The 24,830-nt window shown below is 55.8% G+C and carries 13 protein-coding genes and 15 pseudogenes; 20 read left to right on the forward strand and 8 right to left on the reverse strand.

Annotated elements, in window-relative coordinates; all coding sequences use genetic code 11:
- Positions 1-117 precede the first annotated feature (117 nt).
- Positions 118-798, forward strand: coding sequence for an IS6 family transposase (locus tag RR_RS01320; protein WP_011222372.1), 681 nt, complete (start codon positions 118-120; stop codon positions 796-798).
- Between the two features lie 21 nt (positions 799-819).
- Here the strand turns inward: RR_RS01320 and RR_RS01325 are convergent.
- The 3 pseudogenes from RR_RS01325 to RR_RS01335 form a co-directional block, all read right to left on the reverse strand.
- Positions 820-1,681, reverse strand: a pseudogene (locus tag RR_RS01325) (transposase); the annotation flags it as partial.
- Between the two features lie 6 nt (positions 1,682-1,687).
- A pseudogene (locus RR_RS01330) lies at positions 1,688-2,789 on the reverse strand (IS630-like element ISH16 family transposase).
- Positions 2,790-2,836: 47 nt separating this feature from the next.
- Positions 2,837-3,277 (reverse strand): annotated as a pseudogene (locus RR_RS01335) (transposase); the annotation flags it as partial.
- 202 nt (positions 3,278-3,479) lie between these two features.
- Here RR_RS01335 and tnpA point away from each other — a divergent pair.
- The 13 genes and pseudogenes from tnpA (at position 3,480) to csg (ending at position 15,900) form a co-directional block, all read left to right on the forward strand.
- Positions 3,480-3,884 (forward strand): IS200/IS605-like element ISHma12 family transposase, encoded by a 405-nt coding sequence (gene tnpA, locus RR_RS01340; protein ID WP_007188623.1) that lies wholly within the window; start codon positions 3,480-3,482, stop codon positions 3,882-3,884.
- A gap of 1 nt (position 3,885) precedes the next feature.
- A complete protein-coding gene (locus RR_RS01345) occupies positions 3,886-5,127 on the forward strand; it encodes an RNA-guided endonuclease InsQ/TnpB family protein (protein WP_011222376.1) in 1,242 nt (413 codons plus the stop codon).
- Between the two features lie 664 nt (positions 5,128-5,791).
- A complete protein-coding gene (locus RR_RS01355; RefSeq protein ID WP_011222377.1) occupies positions 5,792-7,108 on the forward strand; it encodes an RNA-guided endonuclease InsQ/TnpB family protein in 1,317 nt (438 codons plus the stop codon).
- A 349-nt stretch (positions 7,109-7,457) separates the two neighbouring features.
- Positions 7,458-8,090 carry a TetR/AcrR family transcriptional regulator gene (locus tag RR_RS01360; protein WP_007188619.1) on the forward strand — a complete coding sequence of 211 codons (633 nt, stop codon included), beginning with the start codon at positions 7,458-7,460 and terminating at the stop codon, positions 8,088-8,090.
- A gap of 223 nt (positions 8,091-8,313) precedes the next feature.
- Positions 8,314-8,664: pseudogene (locus RR_RS01365) on the forward strand (IS5/IS1182 family transposase); the annotation flags it as partial.
- Between the two features lie 57 nt (positions 8,665-8,721).
- Positions 8,722-9,452, forward strand: a pseudogene (locus RR_RS21825) (ISH3 family transposase); the annotation flags it as partial.
- 33 nt (positions 9,453-9,485) lie between these two features.
- Complete coding sequence (locus RR_RS01375; RefSeq protein ID WP_049938489.1) at positions 9,486-10,280, forward strand: TrmB family transcriptional regulator; 795 nt, start codon at positions 9,486-9,488, stop codon at positions 10,278-10,280.
- 123 nt (positions 10,281-10,403) lie between these two features.
- Complete coding sequence (locus tag RR_RS22910) at positions 10,404-10,742, forward strand: HalOD1 output domain-containing protein (protein WP_004966982.1); 339 nt, start codon at positions 10,404-10,406, stop codon at positions 10,740-10,742.
- Positions 10,743-11,248: 506 nt separating this feature from the next.
- Positions 11,249-11,377, forward strand: a pseudogene (locus RR_RS21830) (IS5/IS1182 family transposase); the annotation flags it as partial.
- A 48-nt stretch (positions 11,378-11,425) separates the two neighbouring features.
- A pseudogene (locus RR_RS01390) lies at positions 11,426-12,372 on the forward strand (IS630 family transposase); the annotation flags it as partial.
- 397 nt (positions 12,373-12,769) lie between these two features.
- Positions 12,770-12,949, forward strand: a pseudogene (locus RR_RS21340) (IS4 family transposase); the annotation flags it as partial.
- 29 nt (positions 12,950-12,978) lie between these two features.
- Positions 12,979-13,071, forward strand: a pseudogene (locus tag RR_RS21840) (IS5/IS1182 family transposase); the annotation flags it as partial.
- Positions 13,072-13,326: 255 nt separating this feature from the next.
- Positions 13,327-15,900: an HVO_2072 family ArtA-dependent S-layer glycoprotein gene (csg, locus tag RR_RS01395; protein WP_232508503.1), complete on the forward strand. Its 2,574-nt coding sequence runs from the start codon at positions 13,327-13,329 to the stop codon at positions 15,898-15,900.
- A 91-nt stretch (positions 15,901-15,991) separates the two neighbouring features.
- On the opposite strand, the pseudogene RR_RS21345 reads toward csg, so the two are convergent.
- A pseudogene (locus tag RR_RS21345) lies at positions 15,992-16,423 on the reverse strand (IS6 family transposase); the annotation flags it as partial.
- Positions 16,424-16,516: 93 nt separating this feature from the next.
- On the opposite strand from RR_RS21345, the gene RR_RS01400 reads away from it, so the two are divergent.
- The 3 genes and pseudogenes from RR_RS01400 to RR_RS01405 all read left to right on the forward strand — a co-directional run bounded on the left by RR_RS01400 (position 16,517) and on the right by RR_RS01405 (position 18,385).
- Entirely contained in the window at positions 16,517-17,725 is a 1,209-nt protein-coding gene (locus tag RR_RS01400) for an RNA-guided endonuclease InsQ/TnpB family protein (protein WP_079890965.1), read from the forward strand.
- Between the two features lie 184 nt (positions 17,726-17,909).
- Positions 17,910-18,074 (forward strand): annotated as a pseudogene (locus tag RR_RS23050) (transcriptional regulator); the annotation flags it as partial.
- Positions 18,071-18,385, forward strand: coding sequence for a helix-turn-helix transcriptional regulator (locus RR_RS01405; RefSeq protein ID WP_007188626.1), 315 nt, complete (start codon positions 18,071-18,073; stop codon positions 18,383-18,385). The pseudogene RR_RS23050 and the gene RR_RS01405, both read left to right, overlap by 4 nt.
- A gap of 1,248 nt (positions 18,386-19,633) precedes the next feature.
- Here the strand turns inward: RR_RS01405 and RR_RS21360 are convergent.
- The 3 pseudogenes from RR_RS21360 to RR_RS01425 form a co-directional block, all read right to left on the reverse strand.
- Positions 19,634-20,596 (reverse strand): annotated as a pseudogene (locus RR_RS21360) (IS4 family transposase); the annotation flags it as partial.
- Between the two features lie 319 nt (positions 20,597-20,915).
- A pseudogene (locus RR_RS21845) lies at positions 20,916-21,913 on the reverse strand (IS110 family transposase).
- 233 nt (positions 21,914-22,146) lie between these two features.
- Positions 22,147-22,464: pseudogene (locus RR_RS01425) on the reverse strand (IS4 family transposase); the annotation flags it as partial.
- A gap of 1,073 nt (positions 22,465-23,537) precedes the next feature.
- Here RR_RS01425 and RR_RS01430 point away from each other — a divergent pair.
- The 3 genes from RR_RS01430 to RR_RS22220 are packed head-to-tail and all read left to right on the forward strand — an operon-like array spanning position 23,538 to position 24,258.
- Complete coding sequence (locus RR_RS01430) at positions 23,538-23,837, forward strand: hypothetical protein (protein WP_004966944.1); 300 nt, start codon at positions 23,538-23,540, stop codon at positions 23,835-23,837.
- On the forward strand, positions 23,837-24,094 hold the full coding sequence (locus tag RR_RS01435; protein ID WP_011222390.1) for a hypothetical protein: 258 nt from the start codon (positions 23,837-23,839) through the stop codon (positions 24,092-24,094). Before RR_RS01430 ends, RR_RS01435 begins: the two co-directional genes overlap by 1 nt.
- A complete protein-coding gene (locus RR_RS22220; RefSeq protein ID WP_160164348.1) occupies positions 24,091-24,258 on the forward strand; it encodes a hypothetical protein in 168 nt (55 codons plus the stop codon). The genes RR_RS01435 and RR_RS22220 overlap by 4 nt, the downstream gene beginning before the upstream one ends.
- A gap of 191 nt (positions 24,259-24,449) precedes the next feature.
- Here RR_RS22220 and RR_RS22755 read toward each other — a convergent pair.
- Positions 24,450-24,733, reverse strand: a pseudogene (locus RR_RS22755) (IS5/IS1182 family transposase); the annotation flags it as partial.
- Positions 24,734-24,830 lie beyond the last annotated feature (97 nt).

The raw sequence follows: 24,830 nt of genomic DNA on the forward strand, positions 1-24,830 counted from the left end.
CTGTGAGGATCCGAGTTAACGACACAGATTTTTGTAAGGCTCGTAGAGGGTGTCATAGAACGGCACTGTCTAGTTGAGCGAGTTTGAGAAGCGAGGAGGTCGTAGCGAGAAGTGCCTATGCAACTCGCAGACCTCCTCAGAGAAACGTTGGATGAGGACAGTCAAGACGTTTGGGAGAATGAGCGCACCCCGACACCCGTCCGGCGGTTTGGGGTGCGTCTCCATACTGCGGGGCTATCGATTAGGGAGACGGTTGCTGTCCTAGACCTGCTGGGTGTCGATCGCTCTCACGGAGCAGTCTGGAATTGGGTGCATACACTGTCTGAAGCACAGAGCGACCCGCCGACGGCGGAGCCGTCGCGGGTCGCGGTCGATGAGAAACAAATCGAGATTGACGGAGAAAAGAAGTGGTTGTACGCCGCTGTTGACACCGAATCAAAGTTGCTGCTCGAAGTGGACGTGTTCAGCCGCCGCGGGACTGACCCCGCGGCGGCGTTCCTGCATCGACTCACTCAGAAACATGATGTCGATGATACAGTGTTTCTCGTCGATGCTGGCGGCTATCTGACTGCCCTCTCACGTCATGATTTGAGCGGTCGGCTTGACTACCGAATCCGGAACCATATCGAAAAGTGGTTCCAGACTGTGACCATGCGCATCGACCGCTTTCACTCTTACTGGCGGGGCAGTCAATCCAGCGCGAAACAGTGGTTACGACGCTTCAGACACCACTACAACCACGAACGACCGAACCAAGCGCTCAACGGACGAACGCCAGCTGAGGAGATTCAGAACTAGACAGTGCCCATAGAACTCTTCTCACACCGTGATGATCGTGCTTCCCGGATTGTCTCCGCGTTCGTAGTTGGTGATTGCGACGACGAGACGAAGGCACAGAGCGAGGAACACTTGTGCTCGTGCGTGAACGCGGCCTCGGGCGTGCGTTCGCCCGAGGCCGCAGTCCTTCACTGAGTCGTTAGTTCGTTCGACTCCCGTACGTCGGTTGTACGTCTCATCCAACGTGGACTGCTTCAGTTGAACGTCCTCGCCGTGTTGTTCGATACGGTCTTCGACCCTGTACTCGATGTCTTTCGGGTCGTCGGTGTTTCGCGCGTTGTACGGGGCGACTGGCACGACCCCTGCAGCCAGCAGGTGGTCGTACCAGTCAAGTGTGTCGTAGGCGCTGTCACCAACCATCCAGATCGGTGTGGCGACGGCGAGCGCGTCACGTGTGACGCGCATCGCCGTCTTCTTCTGGCGCTTGCTTACTCTCTGTGAACTCCGCCGCAATCGGGATCTTTTGTCCGGTCGAGACGATCGTGCAGCCGTAGCCGTAGTAGTACTCGTCGTCGGTTGGATCATAGCATTTCGACGCGTCTTGATCGGCGGGCATCGCCCTCACGTCGGTTGAATCGATACAGTAGGTCAAGTCGAGCAGGCCGCGGCGGGCGGCCTGCTCGACGAACCGGTCGAATACGTCGTCGACGACGTGTTCGAGGTCGGTGAGAAAGCGATCGACCGCGTCTCTCGACGGCGGTGAATCAAAGCCACGGCCAAGCCAGACAACCGTGTTGTGCAGCTCTCTTCCAACAGGACGAATCCCGTAGATGTCTTTGTAATAGCAGTGGAGGAAGCCACGCATCATTTCTGGAGGCCCGTGCTCTCGTGTTCGCCCCGACTTTAGTACCTAGCGTAACTTTTGAAGATAGCCACCGAGATAGTTGTCGATCCAAGAGGCCGCGAAACTCAGCTGAGCTGTGAGCTTCTCAAAGAGTTCGGTGAGGAGAGCGCGGTATTCTGCCGCGCTCTCCACAATCAACGGTGACGCTTCCCATTTCAAACTCTTCCAGATCTGCTCGATCGGGTTGAGATCAGGTGAGCCAACGGGCAGAAACACGAGGTCAATTCCGAGTTGATGGGCTCGCTTGCGCGTGTGTTCGCACACGTGAGAAGAGAAGCTATCTAAGACGAGCAGAATCCGAGTCAGCGGATTCTGCTCGCTGATCCCCCCAGACACTCGCAGATTCGTTCTTTCTCCTGATTACTCGGAAACTGAACGACACTCTCACCAGAGATGGCATAGAACCCGACCGCTGGTTCGTTTAATTTCACCAGCGGTCGGGTGATGTGAGGGTCGTCGACGGTGTAGAGTCGCCGTGAGTTGTCCCACGGTTGCGGATGCGATGTGTCGAGAAATCCAAGTACAGTTCCACCGTCCGTACGAATCTCTTCGTCGACGATCCAGCCTTCCTCGTTGTCTCCATCGCGTTTGTTGTGCGACTCATCAGAACCCTCGTCGAACGCGTCGGCGACGCGTTCGTCGAGTATCTCTTCAGCATTCTCTGGCCGTGATGGGCGCTTAGTCCGCGGAATTGCGTAGGAGAGGCCGAGCTTTTCGAGGAATGTAGTGAGATGAGCGGGATGAAATTCAACGTCGAATTCCTCGTTGATGAGGTGCTGTATCTCCTGTTTCTTCCACGGTTGGCCCTCACGGAGCAGTTCTAGGAGGCGTTACTGTTGTTCTTCGCCGAGCTTCGGGGGCCTGCCGCCCCCGAAGTTCGGCATCAGGAGTCCGAGACCGCCCTTGTTCCATCGGCGAGCCCAGCGTGTTCCTGTCGCGGAGGATCTGCCGACGTCGTCGGCAGATCCTCCAAGGTTGCACCCTTGTAGAGCCGCTTAACGAAGATCAACCGCTCAGTGAGTTTTTCATCCGTAGACTCTGCGAGGAGTCGATCGAGATCGTCCTCACTGAGGTGACGGACGATCTCTTTGCGGCGATCTCCAGACATATCCATACATCAAACTCTACCTTCATAACTTCCACTAGGCACTATAAGGTTGCCGCCCAGCGCCCCGGAGGAAAGACAGCGTCATCACTGGCGCACTCTGTCACCAGCGCCAGCAACTCACGGCTCACTAACAGCGACAACAGCGCCGCATACACCAGAATCTTCACGACGTGCTCTTTCGTTGTGTCGAACTCATCCAGCTCGTACTGTGTCTTGAGCTCCCGAAACAACCGCTCAACAGCCCATCGGCACCGATAGATCGTCACTAAGTCTTTCGGGAGGAACTCCTCACGCGACAGATTCGTGATGTATAGGTGGTAGTCGTCGGCGTCCTCGTCGCGGACGCCGACGACACGAAAGCGCTTGGTATCAAGCGACAGCGTTCCATTGTACGGCCCGCGCTTGAACTCGGCTTCTACCTCTACATCGATGTACTTCCGATAGAGGTCGTCCGCAACATCCTGGATCTTTTCTCCCTCCAAGGGAATGGTGTCGATAGTGGTTCACAGAAGATTTAGCTGAAAGTAGGCGCTAAGCCCCCTTCCTCAGCGAGCGCCGACCGAACGGGAGGCGCGAGCAGGGAGGGGATACAGCGCCGCACAGTTCTCATACACGATTCGGTGGCAGGCTCACAGGCCCACGCAGTCGCAATTTTTTTGCAGTAGGGTAGCATAGTATTAACCGAACCCAATGGGGTACGACCTCGACTCGGGAGCACACTCGACGTATTCCCTGCACTACCACCTGATACTCACCACGAAGTATCGGCGTGGCGTGCTAACCGAAGAGCGAACCCAATTCATTCACGAGGTTATCAGCGGGTTCACGGACAACTACGGCGTCGAACTGACGAACCTCGACGGCGAGGACGACCACGTACACATCCTATTCCGAGCGAAACCAACCACAGACCTCGTGAAGTTCATCAACACGGTCAAGGGCGCGACCGCCCGCCGTATCCGAAACGAGTACGCGGATGAACTGAAGACCGAACTGTGGGGCGACTCGTTCTGGAACGATTCGTACTGCCTCATCTCGACGGGGCAGGTGTCGCTGGATGTGCTGAAACAGTACGTAGAGGACCAACGCGAGTAGAATGTACTACGCCTACAAGTACCGTCTCAATCCGTCCGACGCCCACCGTGATGAGTTGGACCGCCACCGAGACATTTGTAGGCAACTGTACAACCACACGCTCTACCGTCTCAACGAGTACCAAGACGAACACGGCGAACTGCCGTCCATGACCACGCTACGGTCGGAGCTACCCGACCTCAAGAAGTGGTGGGACGGCCTCTCCGACGTGTACTCGAAGGTTCTCCAAACCGTCGTGGAACGCCTGTTCGACAACCTCAAAGGTCTCTCCAAACTCAAGGAGAACGGCTACGGCGTCGGTCAACTCAAGTGGAAGCCGCCACGCGAGTTCCGCAGTCTCACGTACAGTCAGTCTGGCTTCAAGCTCGACAAGAAGGGCGGTCAGACTGTCCTGTCACTCTCGAAACTCGCGGACATACCGATTCGGCTCCACCGAGCCATCCCCGACGACGCAAAGCCCAAGCAGGTCACGCTCAAGAAGGAACCGACGGGCGAGTGGTTCGCCACCTTCGGCGTCCAAATGGACCGTGAACCGCCCCAACCGCCTGAGAACCCCGAGAAGTGCGTCGGTATCGACGTGGGCATACTCAAGTACGCCCACGACACCGACGGCACGGCGGTCGGGTCGCTCGACTTGTCCGACGAACGCAAGCGGTTGGAACGCGAGCAACGGAAGCTCTCGCGCAAACAGCACGGGTCGAACAACTACGAGAAGCAACGGCGTCGAGTCGCGGAGTGTCACGCCGACCTCCGACGGAAGCGCCGCGACTTCTTGCACAAGCTCTCGGCGTACTACGCTCGGGAGTACGACCTTGTGGCGGTCGAAGACCTGAACGTGAAGGGGATGATGGAGTCGCCGTCGAACAGCCGCAACACGGCGTCTGCCGCGTGGCGAACGTTCCTCTCGTTAGTCGAATACAAGTGCGAACGTGAAGGAACGCACTTCATCGCGGTCAACCCGGGAGGGACGACCAAGGAGTGCGCGTCGTGTGGCGTTTCGACCGACAAGCCGTTGTGGGTCCGTGAACACTCCTGTCCCGCCTGCGGGTTTGAGGCGGACAGGGACTCGAACGCGGCGTGGAACATTCTTTCTCGCGGCCTCGAAGACGTAGGAGTGGGATACTCCGAATCAACGCCTGTGGAGACTGCGCTCCCTGTGGATACGCCTGTATCTGCAAAGCGCGTCGTGGAAGCAGGAAGCCCTACCCTCAAGGAGCGAACGGCGTCAGCCGTGAGCGAGTAGGGTAGGGTAGTTCACATAGGGACGAGCATGTCTAAATCTAAGTGGGTGTTCATGACTACTGCTGAAAGGCCCATGAAGCCAGACTCACCATCTCTCTGAGCGTCAAGCCAGCAGCGAATACATAGATGGCTTGGACCGGAATATCAAATGTCGTCGCGACCGCTACAAAGAGTGACATAATGAGTGCCATGCTAATCCACGCAATTGCGAACATTCGACCTGACGATGTTGTATACGAGCCCAACCCTGACATAGATAAGATATTAGTTGAGATCATAATAAATCATCTGTCTCTACTAATGATACTTACCCGAGAGAATGGCAGGTTTATTCGTCATTACCTATGGGAATTCTGCTACCTGAACAAGCCACCGTTGACGACATAGTATCTTCGACCGCCGAGCTGATTGGTCCTGAGAGAAAGAAAATCGCCAGATATCAGACGGATCCTATGCTCGATCAGCGGCAGGCGAGAGACATCGTGTGCGGTAGCTGTGGCTGATGCGGCCTGCGACCCAGCCACTGACCGCCGCCGGCAGGCTGTGGATACGCGCCGTCACTCCGTGACACATTCTACTGACTCCGACAGGGCTGGATATTCCACCGCTATCAATCCCAGTCTTTATAAGAAAAGTGAGTATAAGCTATTATACAGACGTTCAGAATGCTGGAAGTCCACCGAACCCATCGAGCGAAAATCCTCAATTACAGTCAGGTAGAGGACTCGCTCAACCGTCACGGGTGGAGTGCCAGCAAACTCTGGAACGTCGCCAACTACCACTCCCGCCAAGTCTGGGAGGAGACTAGGGAGATTCCCGGCCATGAGGAGTTGAAAAACGAGTTGAAAGGTCACGACAAGTACAAGGGACTGCACAGTCAGTCCAGTCAGCGGGTTCTGGAGGAACTCGCTGAAGCCTTCAACTCGTGGTACTCCAGTGATGACGAACGGGACAATCCGCCCGGCTATCGCAAACAAAACTACTACGACCAACAGGGTCGTCGCGTCCACGAAGAACACCCACTCAGTACGGTGACGTGGAAACAGAACGGCATCCGCCACGACACTAAGAACAACCGTGTCCGCCTCTCTAAGGGAGCGAACCACAAAGAACATCCGAAAGCGTGGGAGTACATCCTTGTCGAATACGAGACACGCCCCGGCGTCGAGGTTGAGAACCTGCAACAGGTTCGTGCTGTTTACGACCAAACAAAGGAGCGATGGGAGTTACACCTCGTCTGCAAGGAAGAAATCGAGACGCCCGACGCTCCCGGAACCGAGACTGCGGGCATCGATCTCGGTATCAGCAACTTCGCCGCTGTCGCCTACAGCACCGAAGACGCCGACCTCTATCCCGGCAACCGCCTGAAACAGGACGGGTACTACTTCCCGAAAGAAATCGCCAACTGTGACGACAGCAGTGGCGACAGGGCCACGCGACTTCATCACAAATGGTCGGAACGCCGCACCCACTTCTTCCACAGTCTCGCCAAACACATCGTGGAGAAATGTATCGAGCGTAGTGTGGGTCGCATCAATGTCGGGGACTTGGAAGGCATCCGCGAGGACGAGAACGCCAAGTCGAAGAACTGGGGTCGGCACGGCAACCTCGACCTACACGGGTGGGCGTTCGACCGCTTCACGTCGATCCTCGAATACAAGGCGAAGGTTGAGGGCATCGAGGTCATGGAAGTGTCCGAACGCGACACGAGTAAAACGTGCTGCGTTTGTGGAAGAGAGGACGACAGTCAGCGTGTCGAACGCGGGTTGTACGTCTGTGAGTCGTGTGATGCGGCGTTCAACGCGGATGTGAACGGGGCGGAAAACATCCGTCTGGATATCGACGAGGAAAGTAACTCCGAGTCTACCGGGCAGTTGTCCGGGGATAGGAGTACCGGCTGGTTGGCACAGCCCGGAGTCTACCTGTACGACCTCTCCTGCGGATTCCAACCGCAACGAGAGGTGGTAGACTCCAAACCCTAATATCCCAACCTCGGGATTCCTCCGCGTTCACGCGGAGGAAGATGTCAAACCGCTGAACCTCGGAAGTACTGCTATGACACCCCCATAGTAACCAGATACGCGACACCCGTCAGCTGTGACAACACGGCTTCCAGAGCGTTTGAATATTCCCGCGTGTTGTTAAGTCCGATCTTTCTAGAATCAAAGGACCGTTGAATACCCAATCATGCCGACTGCGCTCCGTGTGGACGGCTATACGTGTCTGCAGTGTATGCCAGACGAAAAGTCTCTGGAATTGGTCCAAGGTGATCTACGGTGCAGGCGGTGACAAGCGAAGTACCTTTATTGCTAACTATAATGATTGAGTCATGTGAGTGATTCAGTTCCATTTGCCGAAGACCCGGAAGACACCTATGACGCTATTATGTACGCTACCTTTTCGGCACTCAAAAAGTATGGATATGCGGAGCTATCCATTCAACGGATTGCCAGTGAACTCAATTTCAGCAAGTCTACCTTATACCACCACTTCTCTGATAAAGATGACCTCCTCCTCTCGTTTTTCAACTTCCTATTGGATGAATTAGAGCAATTCTGCAAATCTAGTTCAACCAACGAGCCAAAAAAAGAGCTTTTGGACTTTGTCGATGTCCTTCTCGATGAGGGCATAACACAGAAGGAACAATCAGCGAAAGGTGAAATACTTGCAGCGTATATTGAACTGCGCTCCCAAGCGATTCATGATACTAAGTATAGAGAACGTATCACAAGGACAGACAAGCGCTTCGTCAAACAGATAGCGGTAATTATCGACGCAGGGATTGATAAGGGAGTATTTCAGCCAGTTGAGCCGGAGGAAACAGCTGAGTTCATATTGGCAATACTAAATGGAATACTTATGCAAGGGTCAACTCGAAAGCGTGCGCCGTTCCAGCAGCTACGTCAGAATCTTATTGAGTATATTCAAACAGAGCTATTTGTAGAGTCAGCGACCCGCTCCTAGCGGTGGACTTCTGCGTGTTACAACTGTGAATTTCGTCTCTATCGTTCCGCAGGATGTCGATGCCAAAGAGATACGTCAGCAATCCTTACTGTAGGACAAGTTGATGCCGAGGGCGTCGTGGCTGTGGTCGGGGTGCGCGGTCGCTATACAGGACAGTATAGTTGATTAGGGGGGTGTTATAAAACGAGTGGCACACCAAAGAGCAGGGTGAACGCTGAGGTAGATGAGTTCAGCTTCCCTGCAAGGAGACCCTTCAGTAGAGTTGTTCTTCAATGTCGCGGAGACCGAGACGCTAGCGTTGTTTGAACACCCTTCCTCGGAGTTTCTCGAAGAAGTTGACGTGTTTGCCCCGGCGGAGACGGAGCGAACACGCGATCACGAAACTCCAGAGATGATGCGTGGTTTCCTCCACTGCTACTACCACGACATCTACGGGATTCGTCCCGTTGAGCGAGAGCTTCGGAACACGGTCGTTTGGCTGAGCTGCGGGTTCGATCGACCGCCGTCGAGAGACGCGGCCGATCGCTTTCTCACCGACCTCGAACACGTCGTTGACAACGTCTTTGACCGACTTGACCTACTGTCAGTACTTCACGAAGCCGGTTAGCTGAGAGGTCTGCTTGCTGAAGATGTGCCTAATACCAAGCAAGCAGACGGTGAAATCCACGAAGACCAGCTACTTAACTTCCTCGTCAACCGCTTGACGAGGAAGTTGATCTCGGTCTTGGCGCTAATGCTGAAATCGATGCTGAGGATATCTACGAGGTCCTCGTCGGCGCTTGCTCCGACGGGACCTCGGTATCTGAACTCTGTGAGACCAGCGAAGATTCTCCCCATCAAAACACGATTCTGTACCACCTCCGCGAGAAGTTCGAGCTAACGTCGGTTGAACAAGTCGGGAACGCACTCCTGCAAAAGGACGTTCTAGAGGTTCTCCCCGAGCAGGTGGAGGTCGTCGCAGACCTCCACCTGCGGCCCTACTACGGTGACGAGGACGAGACAGATGGCCTCTACCACTCAGAGGCAAAGCGTGGAACCACAGCGTTCCACGCCTATGCGACACTCTACGCGCGTGTGAAAAATAAGCGATATACGCTGGCGGTGCGCCGTCTCGTTGACGGCGACACCGCCAGCAGTGTCCTCGCTGAGTTTCTTGGTCTCCTCGACGGCCTTGACGCTGAGGTCAAGGCCGTCTATCTGGACCGAGGATTCTACGATAGCAAGTGTCTCACGCTGCTTCAAGCCTACAACTATGCGTACGTGATGCCGATCGTCCGGTGGGGAAAGACAATCAAGCAGGAACTCTCGGAAGGATGGAGCCGCGTCATCCAACACGAGCTGACAGGGAAACTCGACGGTCACCACGGTGGGTTTCACGAGACTGGTGACGAGTCAATGTCCGACGACCTATCCGACCAAGCACGATCTACGGCCGTCAAACAGCTCAAAGCACTCGGCCTCAGTACCTACGCCGCCCGGACATTCGTCGCACTTATCAGTCTCGGCGAAGGGACTGCGCAGGACGTGAGTGAAGTTGCCGATGTCCCCCGAACTCGCGTCTACGACGCAGCTGACGAGCTCCGTGACCGCGGTCTCGTCGACGTGAAACAGTCGAGTCCCCGGCGATATTGGGCCATTTCGACAGAGACGGCTGGCCGTCACTTCGAACAGGAGTACGACCACCGGGTGACGGTTCTGACAAACGCGCTCGACCGGCTTGCATCAGCGAATCGTAGCACTGAACAGCAAGGTGTCTGGACGGTAACCGGCCGGGATACCGTGACCGGACGCGTAGTGGATTTCATCTCGTCTGCTGATGATGAGGTCGTTTACATGACTGCCGAAGAGCTACTGACCGACGAAATCGCTGAATCCCTCTCGACCGCCAGCGACCGTGGGGTCACAATTCGGCTCGCAGAGATGTCACAATCCGTCGAAGCCCAGCTCGAACGGGACGTCCCTGACGCGCAACTGTTCGAATCGGCGTGGGAGTGGTCGGATACGCCTGCTGGTCGCCTACTCATGATAGACCAACAAAAAACGCTCGTGAGTGTGCTCGTCGGCGCCAATGGTGGCTACTCACTTGAGCCCTCCGACGAAACCGCTATCTGGGGCACGGGGCAGAGCAACAGCCTTGTTGTCGTGCTGAAAGCGCTGTTCGCCTGGCAGCTTGCCAACAACCGCGAATGAACACTAAGCAGTCACTCAGACAATCACAACAATGTTATTCCAGCCCAGATCGTAGAGATGACACCTGAAGTCATAGCGGTTTCCGCTGCTGTTGCTTCTCCCTACCACAACCAGTGATGGAAAATGCACGACGATACAAATGAGGAAAGTGGCTCAGGTCCAGCCGATCAACCCGAAAGCGAAGATACAGGTTCCACTACAGTACGTGATAACTGGAAGGAATCGGATCGCCCCAGTGTTGCGACCGTCGAAGCAGTCGCAGCGGCTACCAATCGTGAAATGACTGACCTGCCACCCTTGCACGAGACGATCGATGCCAGTGCACTCGATACACTGCTCAATGGACAGCCATCATCAGTAACAATCTCCTTCCGGTACGCAGACACCGCTGTCTCGATGAGCGGGGATGGAAGTATCGAAGTCCACGTCGAGAGAAACTCTAGAGAAGAAGATAGCGGATAAGTTCTGCAGTCTATCGAGCAAATGAGTAATCAGGAGTTAGCTAGCCATGTATCTTTTCTGTGGTCGTCGATGACCTCAAGCAAGGAGAAAACAGTTTGGAACTCTCGGCTCCGATGCACGGTGCCTCGGTTAGTATCGTACTCGAGCACGTTTGCTTCTTGTAACTTCGGTAGGTGAAGGTGATGAAGGTCGCTGTCCCAAGATCGCGTGGGGCCGTTACCGTCTGGTTGTAGTGAATCTAACCCTCGCAGATGCTGCGTGAGTTTGTCGACAGTCGTTCCATCGGACGCCTCAGCCACGTGACGGAGGATCTGTCGTCGCTCCTGCTTAGTCAGTAATTGCAGTGCTGTCTCAGTCGATATCCGTTGTTCTGAGTTGCTCATTGGTGTCCTCACCATGTTCAGTTGGGACGTTGGCTCGCGTGAACACGTAAGCGATATCTTACGAGCCTGAGGGTGTCATAGAACAGTTAACACACCAAAGAGCAGGGTGAATGCTGAGGTGGTATGGACTCAGCGACCCTGCAAAATGATCCTTCGGTCGAGTCGTTCTTCAATGTCGTGGAGACAGAGACGCTTGCGTTGTTCGAGCACCTCTCCTTCGAGTTTCTCGAAGAGTTCGACGTGTTCGCCCCGACGATAGTGCCTAGTGGAAGTTATGAAGGTAGAGTTTGATGTGTGGATATGTCTGGAGATCGCCGCAAAGAGATCGTCCGTCACCTCAGTGAGGACGATCTCGATCGACTCCTCGCAGAGTCTACGGATGAAAAACTCACTGAGCGGTTGATCTTCGTTAAGCGGCTCTACAAGGGTGCAACCTTGGAGGACGCTGCCGACGACGTCGGCAGATCCTCCGCGACAGGAACACGCTGGGCTCGCCGATGGAACAAGGGCGGTCTCGGACTCCTGATGCCGAACTTCGGGGGCGGCAGGCCCCCGAAGCTCGGCGAAGAACAACAGCAACGCCTCCTAGAACTGCTCCGTGAGGGCCAACCGTGGAAGAAACAGGAGATACAGCACCTCATCAACGAGGAATTCGACGTTGAATTTCATCCCGCTCATCTCACTACATTCCTCGAAAAGCTCGGCCTCTCCTACGCAATTCCGCAGACTAAGCGCCCATCACGGCCAGAGAATGCTGAAGAGATACTCGACGAACGCGTCGCCGACGCGTTCGACGAGGGTTATGATGAGCCGCACAACAAACGCGATGGAGACAACGAGGAAGGCTGGATCGTCGACGAAGAGATCCGTACGGACGGTGGAACTGTACTTGGATTTTTCGACACATCGCATCCGCAACCGTGGGACAACTCACAGCGACTCTACACCGTCGACGACCCTCACATCACCCGACCGCTGGTGAAGTTAGACGAACCAGCGGTCGGGTTCTATGCCATCTCTGGTGAGAGTGTCGTTCAGTTTCCGAGTAATCAGGAGAAAGAACGAATCTGCTCGTCTTGGATAACTTCTCTTCTCACGTGTGCGAACACACGCGCAAGCGAGCCCATCAACTCGGAATTGACCTCGTGTTTCTGCCCGTTGGCTCACCTGATCTCAACCCGATCGAGCAGATCTGGAAGAGTTTGAAATGGGAAGCGTCACCGTTGATTGTGGAGAGCGCGGCAGATAGTGATTCAGGTCAGAGGTGGGAACAGGGATGGGAAATGAGGTGTAGAGAGCTTCTTCCTCTTGTTCTGTGAAAATTCAGATTCCCGATTCGCCATTTATGTGTGGGTGCTGAAAATAGGCCTCTTAGATTATCTACGCCGTGAATAGAACCACTGAGTGAGACCGTGACCACGCACTATCGCTCTATCTACCTCGACTGAGGTAGTAATTACTTTCTGCAGAGAGCCTCTAAAAGCGTCTAATCGCGTTAGAGCAGAATCTATGACTAGTCCCCAATCCTTGTCTGAACTACTAAATACCGCGCTCTCCTCACCGAACTCTTTGAGAAGCTCACAGCTCAGCTGAGTTTCGCGGCCTCTTGGATCGACAACTATCTCGGTGGCTATCTTCAAAAGTTACGCTAGGTACTACCGGTCGCACGCCTAGCTCATCCTCAACGATCTGGGTGAGTTCCTCGGCTACTCGCCACCACCGCTGTTGGAGCGTCTCATCGAAGATGCACAGAAAATCCACCAGCAACGACCGATACTACAGGAGACGCTCGCTACCGCTACACAACCAAGGGGTGAGGCTTAGCTAAAGACGCATGGTTGTCCTAACTACTATCCGCCGTCCGAGCGCGTGACTGGTTCCGCCAGTTCCGGGAGATAACGCTCATAGCCGGCGTTTACAACGTGGAGCAGGCAATTGAACGCTGAAACGCCGAAATTCGTCGGATTCAATTGAGCCCTCTTCACAGAACACAAAGTATTTATAAACACTCGCGTTTGTCTAGCCCGTACCCCTACCATGCTGTCAGTAGTGAGTAAGTCAGGCGAAAGGCTTGGTGTGCACGTGACTGTTGTGTCACCGGTCAAGCGCAAATGAAAACTGCTGGTGGCGATTGCAACAGACAAACTATGACAAATACAAAACAAAAAATTAACGCAGTGTTCCTGTCTGCGCTTATGGTGATGTCCGTATTTGCGGCCGCCGTAGCGTTTTCAGGAGCTGCTGCAGCCGCAAACCGCGGTGCAGGTTTCACGTATAGTACAGGACCAACTGACAGTAATGGCGGCGGCAACGGCGACAGCGTTGGCCAAGTCGGCCCTGGTGCAGTTGTCTTCCAAGGTGAGGAGGATCTTGAGGACGGCGGTAACTTCGGGAGCAACACTGATATTGGCCAACTTCAGAAGGTGTCAGGAGACAACTCTGGTATTCTGCTCGGGAACCCAATCCCACAGGATCAGCCTACCGGTAGCTACACCTTTGATGGCAATTCTGGCACTGATGGCGTAACTCTGCAAACGCCACGAGTTACCAGCGTTGAGGTACAAAACGGTGGCAGTGGTGACGTAACCGGGAGTACCCTGCAGACATCATCTTCCGGCCCTGATGCATTCGTGCGTGCTGATTACAACTTCCAAGAAGCAGAGGATCTCGAGATTACTGTTGAGGACGAAAACGGTCTGGAAGTCACCAACGAAATTGTTGTGCAAAAAACCGGTCTCCCGACTGCAGACCGCAACAATGATAATGGTGCCTCAGGCTCGAATGGCGACTTCGATGTCGGCTGGGAGCTTGACACCACTGACATTGATGAAGGACAGTACACTATTACAGTTGAAGGTACCGAGGACCTGACCTTCGGCGACGCCTCAGAGACTGTCACGGTCAACATTACCAGCGATCAGCAGGCTTCGCTGAACCTCGACAATGATGAGGTTGTGCAGGGAGAAAACCTCCAGTTCAATGTTGAGAACAGTCCTGAAGGGAATTACCATGTTGTCCTAGTTGAGTCCAGTGAATTCCGTGATGGGATCACGGCTGACCAAGCTAGTCGCATCTTCCGTAATGTTGGCGATGTACAAGAAGTTGGACTTGTCGACAACACGGGGCCCGTTAGTGCTAGCACGGTCGCTAGTAACGTTGGCTCAGATCAAGAGGTCGCCGATGTGACCCGGTACGCATACGGTGTCGTCGAGATTGACGGTGGTAGCGGTGTTGGTTCCATCGAAACACAGTTCCTTGACGACAGTTCTGTTGACGTGGAACTATATCCTGCAAGTGATTCTAGCAACGATGGCTACGCTAGCGGTGGGTCGCACGCGAGTAGTGTCACGGTTCGAGACACCGATGGCGATGGTACAGACGATAGCGAAGACGCCATCGTAACTGACCTACTTGAGACAGACGATGATCAGTCCTTCGACGTTGTTGAGGGTGAAATCACGCTTGATAGTCCCTCTGGAGCGTATATTACCGGTTCACAGATCGATGTGAATGGGACAGCAAACCAGGGAGTGGACCAAGTTGCACTGTACGCTCGCGACAACAACGACTACGAACTCATCGAAATCGATGGGTCAAACACCGTCAGCGTTGACGGCGACGACACGTTCAGCGAAGAAGATGTCGTCCTCAGCCAAGGGAGCAAGGGTGGCAACAGCATCGTTAGCCTTCCGGGGAGCTACCGGATTGGAGTAATTGATGTTCAAGACGCCGATCTTGACTCCGACGGTACAGTTGACGACACGCTAACCACTTCTGACTTCAATAGTGGTGTCAGTGGGGCTACTGCGCTCCGTGTTACTGACACTGCCCTGAATGGCACGTTCACAACGTACAACGGCCAGATTGCAAGTGATGATGGCCAGATTGACGTTGATGGACAGGCACCTGGTAAAGACAATGTCATCGTAGCATTCGTTGACTCGCGAGGCAATGCCGCCGCTCAGGTAGTTTCGGTTGACGATGACGATAGCTTCAGCGAAGAGGATATCGACATCACGAGCCTTAGTGAGGGCACTGTCACTGCACATATCCTGTCGTCTGGACGTGACGGTGAATACGGTGATACCGGTACTTCCAGCGACAGTGCGTTCGTAAACACGATTGAAACCGGTTATGCTGGCGGTAGCAGCACTGGTGACCAAGTCCGTGAGCAGATCTTGGCAAACACTGTTGATGACACTGCTAGTGATGACCTCATTGTGAATGAGCAATTCCGTCTTACGGACGGATTGACGACTATTGAGTCTGTTAGCAGTCCAGTTGAGGCCAATGGCACTCTGGAAGTGCAGGGTAATACCAATCGTGTTCCAGACGATAACACGATCACGGTTGAAATCCTCAACAGCGAGGACGAGTCCGTCACTGTCGAAAGCACCGACGAGTGGGGTTCCGACGGCCAGTGGTCTGTCAATGTTGACCTATCCGATGTCGACATTGAGCCCGGCAACTACACCGTCGAAGCTGACGACGGTGACAACACTGATCGGACCAGTGTCACTGTCGTTGAGGCAGGCTCGCTAGAGGAAGAGCAGCCGGACACGGAGACGCCGGAGCCGGACACGGAGACGCCGGAGCCGGACACGGAGACGCCGGAGCCGGACACGGAGACGCCGGAGCCGGACACGGAGACGCCGGAGCCGGACACGGAGACTGAAGAGGCCACGACCGAAGCAAGTGGTCCTGGCTTCACGGCAGCCATCGCGCTCATCGCGCTCGTTGCTGCTGCACTCCTCGCTGTTCGCCGCGATAACTAACTGGACTCGTTCCAGTCTTTAACGCTCCATTTTTTGATTGTGTCGCAAAGCGGTCTAGAGTTTGCCTCTGGTACTCTCAATTGAGTCATCATAGCCACTGCTTCGCACTTAATTGACTACCCCGCCAGAAAGGGTAGAAGCGGTCGATTCGCATGGTCACAGTAAAGAACCAGTTTATATGTGGTTCCGGAAACTGTAATCAAGCGGACCGTTCAAATCCTGATGTGAGAGCACAGTCAGATGGCTACCAGCATTGACGAGAAACACTGACTCGGCGATATCGTGTTTCTGAGTGAGCCCATGTAAGAACGCCGCTCCGAACGGACCCCGCGGCGGATCCGCAGTCGGTGGTCGCTTTGGGCTTCAGACAACGTATTAACCCAAGTCAAAACCGCGCCATGAGGACAGTCTACGCCGAATGGAGACCCATCCCAAATCGCCAGACCTGTGTCGGGGTGGGCTCGTTCTGTTAAACAACTTGACTGTCCTCGTCTAACGCTCTGGACAAGTCAGCGAGTTTCATTGCCAACACTCACTAAGACCACCCCGCTTCGCAAACTCGCTCAACTGGACAGTGCCCCGCACCTATGTCTGTCGCATCACCAACCATTCACAAGTGGCTGGTGTGCTGGACAGACACGGCTGGTCGGCCAGCAAACTCTGGAACGTTGCACTCTACTACGCCCGACAACAGTGGGACGAAACCCGCGAAATACCCGACGAAAAGGAACTCAAACGCGAGCTGAAAACCCATCCAAAATACAAGGGACTGCACAGCCAGTCCAGCCAGAAAGTTCTTGAAGAGCTTTCCGAAGCGTTCAGTTCGTGGTTTGGTTCCGACGACGACCGGGACAACCCACCGGGCTACCGCAAAACCAACTACTACGACAGCGACGGCAACAGAGTCCACGAAGAACATCCCCGCTCAACGGTAACGTGGAAGAAAAAAGGCATTCGCCACGACACAAAACACGACAGAATCCGCCTGAGCAAAGGGAAAAACCACAAAGACGGACGTGATTTCATCCTTTGCGAGTACCAGACACCACCAGCAGTTAACTTGGAGAACATCCAGCAGGTTCGTGCTGTCTACAACAGTGCGAAGCGTCGATGGGAGTTGCACGTCGTCTGTGAGACGGAAATTACCGCAGAGTCACCCGATGAGAAGACGGCAGGCGTTGACCTTGGCATCTGCAATCCCGCCGCTGTCGCGTTCCCTGACGACGCCCTGCTGTATCCGGGCGACACGTTGCGCGAAGACAAGCACTACTTCCAGCAAGAAGAGTACCAGACAGAAGGCCCGCACGGCCCCAGTCAGAAAGCACAGTGGGCGCGTGAAAAGCTGTCGCGGCGTAAAGACCACTTCCTTCACGCCCTGTCGAAGGACATTGTTGAGCGGTGTGTTGACCACGACGTTGGCACTATTCTTGTGGGCGACCCAAGTGGTGTCGATGAAGACGACTGGGGCAGACACGGCAACAAACGCCTCGACAACTGGGCGTATAAGCGATTGATGAACCTCATCGACTACAAAGCTCGTGAACGTGGCATCGAGGTGGAAATGCCCGACGAACGTGGCACGTCATCGTCGTGTAGTGTCTGTGGACACGAAGATGAAGACAGCCGTGTTGAACGTGGACTGTGGAAGTGTGACTGCTGTGGCATTGTCGCACACGGCGACGTGAATGGAGCCGATAACATCAGACAGAAAACGCTACCCGTGACCCCTCCACTGGGGGGTAGCGGTAACGGCTGTTTGGCCCAGCCTTGCGTCATTCAATTCAGCCGGACTCGCGGATTCCAACCGCGAGCACCCGCCGAGTGACGCGCGAACCCTAATATCCCAACGCTTGCGGTGCGGTCGGGATTCACCCCGACTTCAGGCGGGTGAGGAGGTCAAAATACGATCCGCTACTTTAATCTGGAGTATCTCATCTGGGCACAAGTCGATAAGTCGACATAGCTTCTCCCGTTGGATGCTACCTTCTAATAGGAACTGATCAAGAGGCCACGGTGCACCCGCTGGGGACGTACTGGACACGCTCGCCCGGGAGTACGGAGCCGATCGGGCGCTGACGGCCCTGCTGGATCTCTTGGTGCAAGGTGACTGTTACCAGCCCGAACCAGCGACGCTGCGGCGGGCCGACGCCGACGAGTTGGGAGGCGACCGATGACGACCTACCACGACCTGACGGGCTTCCAGCGCAATCTCCTAGAAGCTATCGCCGCCGTCGACGATGATCCGTATGTCCTCGCGCTCAAGGGCTACCTCAACGAGCGCTACGCCGACCCCATCAACCACAGCCGGCTCTACCAGAATCTTGACCAGTTCACCGATAAGGGCCTCGTCAACCGCGACGAACTCGACGCTCGCACCAACGCCTATACGCTAACCGACGCCGGCCAAGACACGCTCTACCGCCAGGCCGAAACACTCGCCGGCCTGTGTGAACTGCCTCGACCCGTCACTGGAGGTGCGCAGTAATGCCCAACAACTCACGCAGCGCCGTCGCTCAGCGGGCAAAGACGGGGACCCAGTCGGCCGATGCTGTCAGAGGCACACAATCACTGGGCAGGTGATGACCGACTGGTATCCTACTGAAATATACGCACATCTCACACAAAACAGTTACTCGCAGGGACTCCCTCAAAGTCCGAGTTGGAAGGTAGTCCGCCGCCCGCGACGACGGACCAGCTCTCGTGCCTCTGACAAGTATCCAGGACAAAGTGGACAACTTTGTGCTGGCACTTCTTGCGTAAGTGGCAATGATAAATATAATTTAATGCTTACTTTTGGAGCAGAACACATCCAGCAGCGTCGCAAAAAGCGGGCTCTAGAACTGAACCAACCGATAGGATGGTGGTAATATCGGAGACACGGCCGTGTGATCTACCCCCGATCCGTTGCTGGGGAGGGGCGACAATGACGTTCGTTCCGGGCATACAAGCCAAGAAAAATACCACGCAGTTTTTACCCGACTGCCGGGAAACGGAGGCCAGGTGGCACTGGGCACCTGCTGTGCCACCCGAATGTCGGAGGCACAAGCGGGTTCTTTGCCCCGCACACGGCTCGGCCAGAGTGACGCCGCGATGTGGCCCAGCCTGTGGCGGCAATCAGAACTCGTTTCTCTCGTATGAACTACCCAGTAATAATTCTATTTCAGCCCTGCGACACAGCGACACACTTCTGGCCCCCCGACTCTTCGGACAGTCAGGTTCCAACGCGGCGCTGGACCGTGACCGTCACGCAGATAGCCACCAGCGGGTGCGACGACTTTCCTGTCTACAGCAACAGAATGGTGGGCATCTTGGGGGTGTGAGAAGTGGGGTGGAAGCCACCATCCGAGATCGGCAACGAGCTCCGACCCTGCCACAACCTGAGGGATGGACACATCCAACGCGAGTTGACAGAGGCCAGAGCCCACCTGCCGCTGACACGGGTGGTGATAAAAACGGCTGCGATATCCCCGCGGTGTCTGTCGGTTTGCTACAATATTGTTCTCGAGACAATCACACCGACCAGCATCGCCTGACGGCGACAGGGTTCTCAAACTGTGCACCGCAGAATGGTGGGCAGCCGGAAGACCCCGGCGTGCCTCGCACCACCCAATATTGCCGTTCCCGGCGACAGGTCCTGCACCCAACACATTCGCTTCGTCAACCGGCTATCGGGGAAACATGGAGCGCGGGGCAGAACCTATCCTCTGATAGCAGTGCTGTCATTGGTCTTTAGTTAGGCCACACACCTCGGTTGCGCCGCGGTAGCGAGCGTCTCTTGTAAGATCGGTCGTTGCTGGTGGATCTTCTGTGCATCTTCGATCAGCCGCTCCAACAGCGGCGGTGGCGAGTAGCCGAGGTACTCACCGAGTTCGTGGAGGATGAACTGGGCGTGCGACCAGAAGGTCGCCGCCCAGTGTTCCGGCGGAAACACGATCTCATCGTCGGCCTGCTCGGTGACCAGATCCAACAGTTCACGGCTCACCAGCAGTGACAGCAACGCTGCGTACAGCAGAATCTCCACGACAGCCGTGTTGCTTGTGTCGAATTCGCCCAGTTCGTACTGCGTCTTCAGCTCACGGAACAGTGTTTCTACCTCCCACAGACACCGACACAACGTTGCTAGACCAGCAGGGAGAAACTCCTCTCGCGGCAGATTCGTGATGTAGAGATGGTAGTCGTCGGCGTCCTCGTCGCGGACGCCGACGACGCGGAACCGCTTCGCATCCAGCGACCGCGTTCCCTCGTACTGCCCGCGCTTGAACTCTGCTTTGACCTCTACGTCGATGTACTTCCGCGGGAGGTCACCGACCACATCGTGGATCTGCTCCCCCTCTAAGGGAATGGCGCGCCCGCGCCATTCCCGCAATTCCCTCGTTATCACCGGATTCGCGTTCTGTTTCAGCCGGCTCACGAAGTAGCCGTCGTTCTCGTCGATCAGCGCGAAGCGGCGGTACTTGAAGTACGCGCGATCGAACAGAACTAGCCGTCCTTGCAGCCACGATCCTGTCTTGAACAGTGTGCTGTCATGCGTTTTCTCGTCAGTTACGTCGATCCGTTCAATTGTCTGGTCAGTGGCGTTGTGGAGCAGGTGGAGCCGTGCTCCAGCCTGCTCCTCGTGACGGGCTTAGAACTCATCAGAGAGGAACTCATGCAACCGCAACACCGTTCCATCAGCGGTCATAACGTCCCTGAATCGGCTGCTCTGTTGAATAGTGGTTTCTTCGTGCCCGGTCGCTCGCTGAGCGGGGCCGTGAGGAGCTGACACCACTCGCCACAGATTGAGGGGATCATTATCCTCGCTCAGAGGGCGCTATTCACCTATGGAAACGCTGCTGTCTACACAAACCACCGTTTTCGAAAAAATAGTTTCGCCGTACTGTGGTCTGCCGTTCTCCCAGCCGGCAGGCGGCGGATATCTTCAGGCGGTGCGGTCGCGATACGGCGATAGCTGTCGCTAACGCTGGCCCCGACCGACCACTGAGGGCCGCCCGCCCGGCGGCCCTCAGTTCCCTCGTCTACGCACTCACATCAGGTGGATCGTACACCCCGCCTCGGTCTAGCATGTGGTAAATCGACACCAGCATTTTCCGAGCGCAGGCTACGATCGCCTTCTGTGAATTCTTCCGGCTTGCTAGCCGCTCATAGAAACGGCTTAGATACTCATCGTTACAGGTGTGAACTGCTGTATTTGCAGCCTGGACGAGCAACCACCGGACACGACCGGATCCACGTTTCGAAATACTCCCCTCGATCCGCGAGTCGCCTGACTCGCGGATCACCGGGTTCAATCCGACATAACTGACGACCGATTTGTCACCGTCAAACCGACTGATCTCGCCTAACTCGGCGTAAATCGACAACGCCGTATAGTAACTCACGCCGGGAATCGTCATCAGCAGCTGGGTCTCCTTCAGAGACCCAGCGCGCTCTTCGATCGTTCTTCGAGGTTCTGAATTTCCTCGGTGAGCGTCTCAATCAACTCGATGTACGACTCTAGTAACGAGTCCCATGGTGACGGGATCGAGAGTTCCCGCAGGAACTCTCGTCCCTCTATGGTTAACGGCTTCACGTCCTCAATGATACCGTGGTCGGAAAGGAGCCCGTGGATCTTGTTGGCGTATTTGGTACGGTTTTCGACTAACGTCTGTCGCCCCCGCACGAGTGCGCGGGCTTCCCTGACTTCGTCGGTTGGAACATAGCTTTCAGGGACAGAGTTCAGCCGTACCATCCGCGCTAGTTCTTTAGCGTCGACGCGATCAGTTTTCTTGTCGGTGTCAGCGATCTGATTCAGCTCCTTCGGGTGAGCGACAGTCACATCCAAATGTTCCGACAGCGTATCGTGGATGTGGTAGTAATTGCTGGTCGCTTCGATTGCGGCTTCAGCACCAGCGTATCGCTGGGCGAGGTCGTCGAGGTTCGCGTTCTCGACGCGAACCTCTTCGACGATCTCACCAGCCTCATCCATTACTGCCACCTGTGCGTACTGTTTGTGGACATCAATTCCGAGGTACATTGTCTGTTCACCCGGGACGCCAGTGCGTGAAGCAGAGATTCACCTATTCGGGCTTTCCCGGATGCCGCGGGGCGCGGCATCCGGGCTGTAACGCCCATGACTCGGCTTCCTTCGCACACGGACCAGTCAACACGACGTGCTCGATGGCACGGAATAGCGGTCGGTCTCTTGCGCCCCATGTCTTAGTTCACGCTCTCTTGGGATAGCAGTGTTTCCATCAAGTCAACACAGCAGAATCGGCCGATATCAGCGTCAACAGTATCGGGAACAGCGACCTCGTCGAGGCCGTGCTCGACGAGGTCGCGGAGGTACTTCGCCAGCATCGGCGTCAACCGCTGATAGAATCCACCGGGAGAGATCGTCTCGTCGGCTGTAGAGTTGTAGCTGCGTCTGAACCCAGCGAGTGTTCGGCTCTCGCCGGCGGCGAAGCCGAACACGAGCGCCCATACGAGGACAGGTATCTGGGGGTTACGGTCACGCTCGACCACGCCGAGTTCCTCGGCGTGCTCTTCGAGGAACTCAGAAGGAAACAGTGTAGTGAGCCGACGCATAATCCGAGACGAGGAGCCGTTGTCGTGCACAGACTCGGCTTCCTCATTCCTTCCCCAAACAATCCTCGATAAGCCGCTGCTGTCACGCGGTTCCTCGACTAACTAAAGACGGATGGCAGTGCTATAGTTGATCGTTTTTATGGAATCGCAGATGCCGCTGGCGGGCGTGTTCGAAGCCGCTGGCAGGTGATCCGATAACAGAATGGGCGACAGCCATGGGCAAATGGCGTGTCGCAACCCATCCAAGATCGCCGAAATCGGCGACAGGCTCTGGACCCGGACTACTTGGGTGACCGATTGAGTCCTATGAGGATGCTGAGCGGAGACCAGAGCCCATCAGGACATGCGACGAGTCCCAGTCAAAACGCTTCCGATAGTCGCACAATCGTACGCCAGCAACGTGATAGAACTCATTACATTCGAGCCTGGTGGCAGCGATCAGCGATGTCGCCGTCCCGTAGACTGTCGTCTCGCTATCAAGGACAGCCACGGAACGAGAATGGTGGGCAGCCGGAAGGAAGTGGGTGTGTGGGGGGAAGTGGCGTGTGCACCATTCGAAATCGTCATCCACGACGACGGGTCCTGGACCCGAAGTCCGCGGTAGCGCAACTGGCTATCAGGGGGATCCGGAGCGGGGACCAGAACCCATTGTATAGAAAGACATTCACCAGACAAAACACTTACGCTATGTCATCGGATACATTCCAGATTGTCCAGCTCCAAACACACACGCTGGACACTCTATGTGCCAACAGTCGCACAGACACAGCAAGAAATCCAACAGCAACGACAGTATTCGGTCGGCGGCGGAATGGTGGCCGGCCGGGGGGCGCGTTCAGTGTGGCGAGCGCGTCGGCCACCATTCGCCGTCGTCGCCTGTACCGACTGGTTCCGAACCCAGTCCGGGCAAGCCCATCGAGAGGGCGTACTGACCAGCAAGCTGGACTTCGGAACCTATCCGCTCGATTGGTCACAATCTGTAAAAGTCGTCTTGGCAGACAATTATCACACCGCGGGTCGGGACGACGCTGCCAGCAACACATCGGGCACCCATCTCAGCCGGAGGTCGGCCAATGACTACTCGCCCAACTGCTGGCGAGATCGTCGCCATCACGACCACCGACAGTGAACCGCTGTTGTTCGTCTGTCGCGCAAACGATGAGCACGTCACGGGCATCTTGCTGGCCGACTTGGCGACGGACACGCTCCAGCGGTTGCGGGCGTCCGAACCCGACACGGCTACACGCCAGCAACTGGCGCAGGCCATCGGCCGGACTAACGAGTTACTGTCGTTCACCGTTCCCCACACAGAGTGTGCGCTTGTTGAACGCGCCAGTAGCCGTCCTGGCCCCTTCGAAGGAGGGGGTGCCTAATGGCCCGCGCCGACCCACCACCGGGCACTACGACCGAGACAGCGTCGACAGAAACCGACCTGTGGCGACTCCGCTACATGTTCGGTGAGCTGGAACACTACACCGAGTCGACGGCTGAGTTCCCCACCATCGAGAACTACTACGACCAGCACCGCCGCGGTGACTATGCCCGGGATGTTGTCATCGAGCGCAGGGCGGTTACCCAGGGTGCTGGGGCTGAACAAGACGAGACGCTACGCACAGGAGGAGCAGCGTGACGACCCCAGCCGACCAGCTTGCGGAGGCTCGGGCTGCCGTGGCTGCTGTGGACCTGAATGCATTCAGCCGCGCAGATGCACGGATCGTCCTCGATATCGAAGAAACGCTGGCGGGCCTAGAGCAAGCTTACAGTGAATCGTCGGAGGGAACAGATGGCGCGTGAGTGTCCCGTTGCCGTGGCTTACACGGACGTGACCGGTACTGAACGACAGCGGATAGACGGGAGGGCCAGCCATGGAGTGTGAGGACTGTGGCAAGTCCGGCCCCGCCCTCTCGCCGGTCGTCGTCAGGCAGCGCAAAACCCCCTGTGCAGACTGCAACCCCTACAACCCACTTACTGATGTCTAAGCCGATGAACACGTCCTCTGCGACAAGTTCGAAGTCAGTGATGAACCGTGAGAGTGTCCGCCGGGACGGCGGACTCTCGAAGCCATACTGCCGCCAGACATCCTCGTTGTGGAGTTCTCGCGCAGTCGGACGCGGACCGTAGATGTCGTGATAGAAGCAGTGAAGGACGCCTTTCAGGAGTTCTGGTGGCTTGTGAACCCGTGTTCGCCCCCTCGGATCGGGGCGAACACGGGATAGTCCACAAGAAACGATAGATCCAAGTGTTCGAACAGCGCCGTCGTCTCGGTGTCCAGCGTTTTGAAGACCTGTTCGACCGTAGCGTTATCTGGTAGGACGGAGCAGGTCGTAGACACATCAGATTTATCCTACCGCTTCCTTGTGAGGACT

Source organism: Haloarcula marismortui ATCC 43049, from assembly GCF_000011085.1.
Classification (GTDB): Archaea; Halobacteriota; Halobacteria; order Halobacteriales; family Haloarculaceae; genus Haloarcula; species Haloarcula marismortui.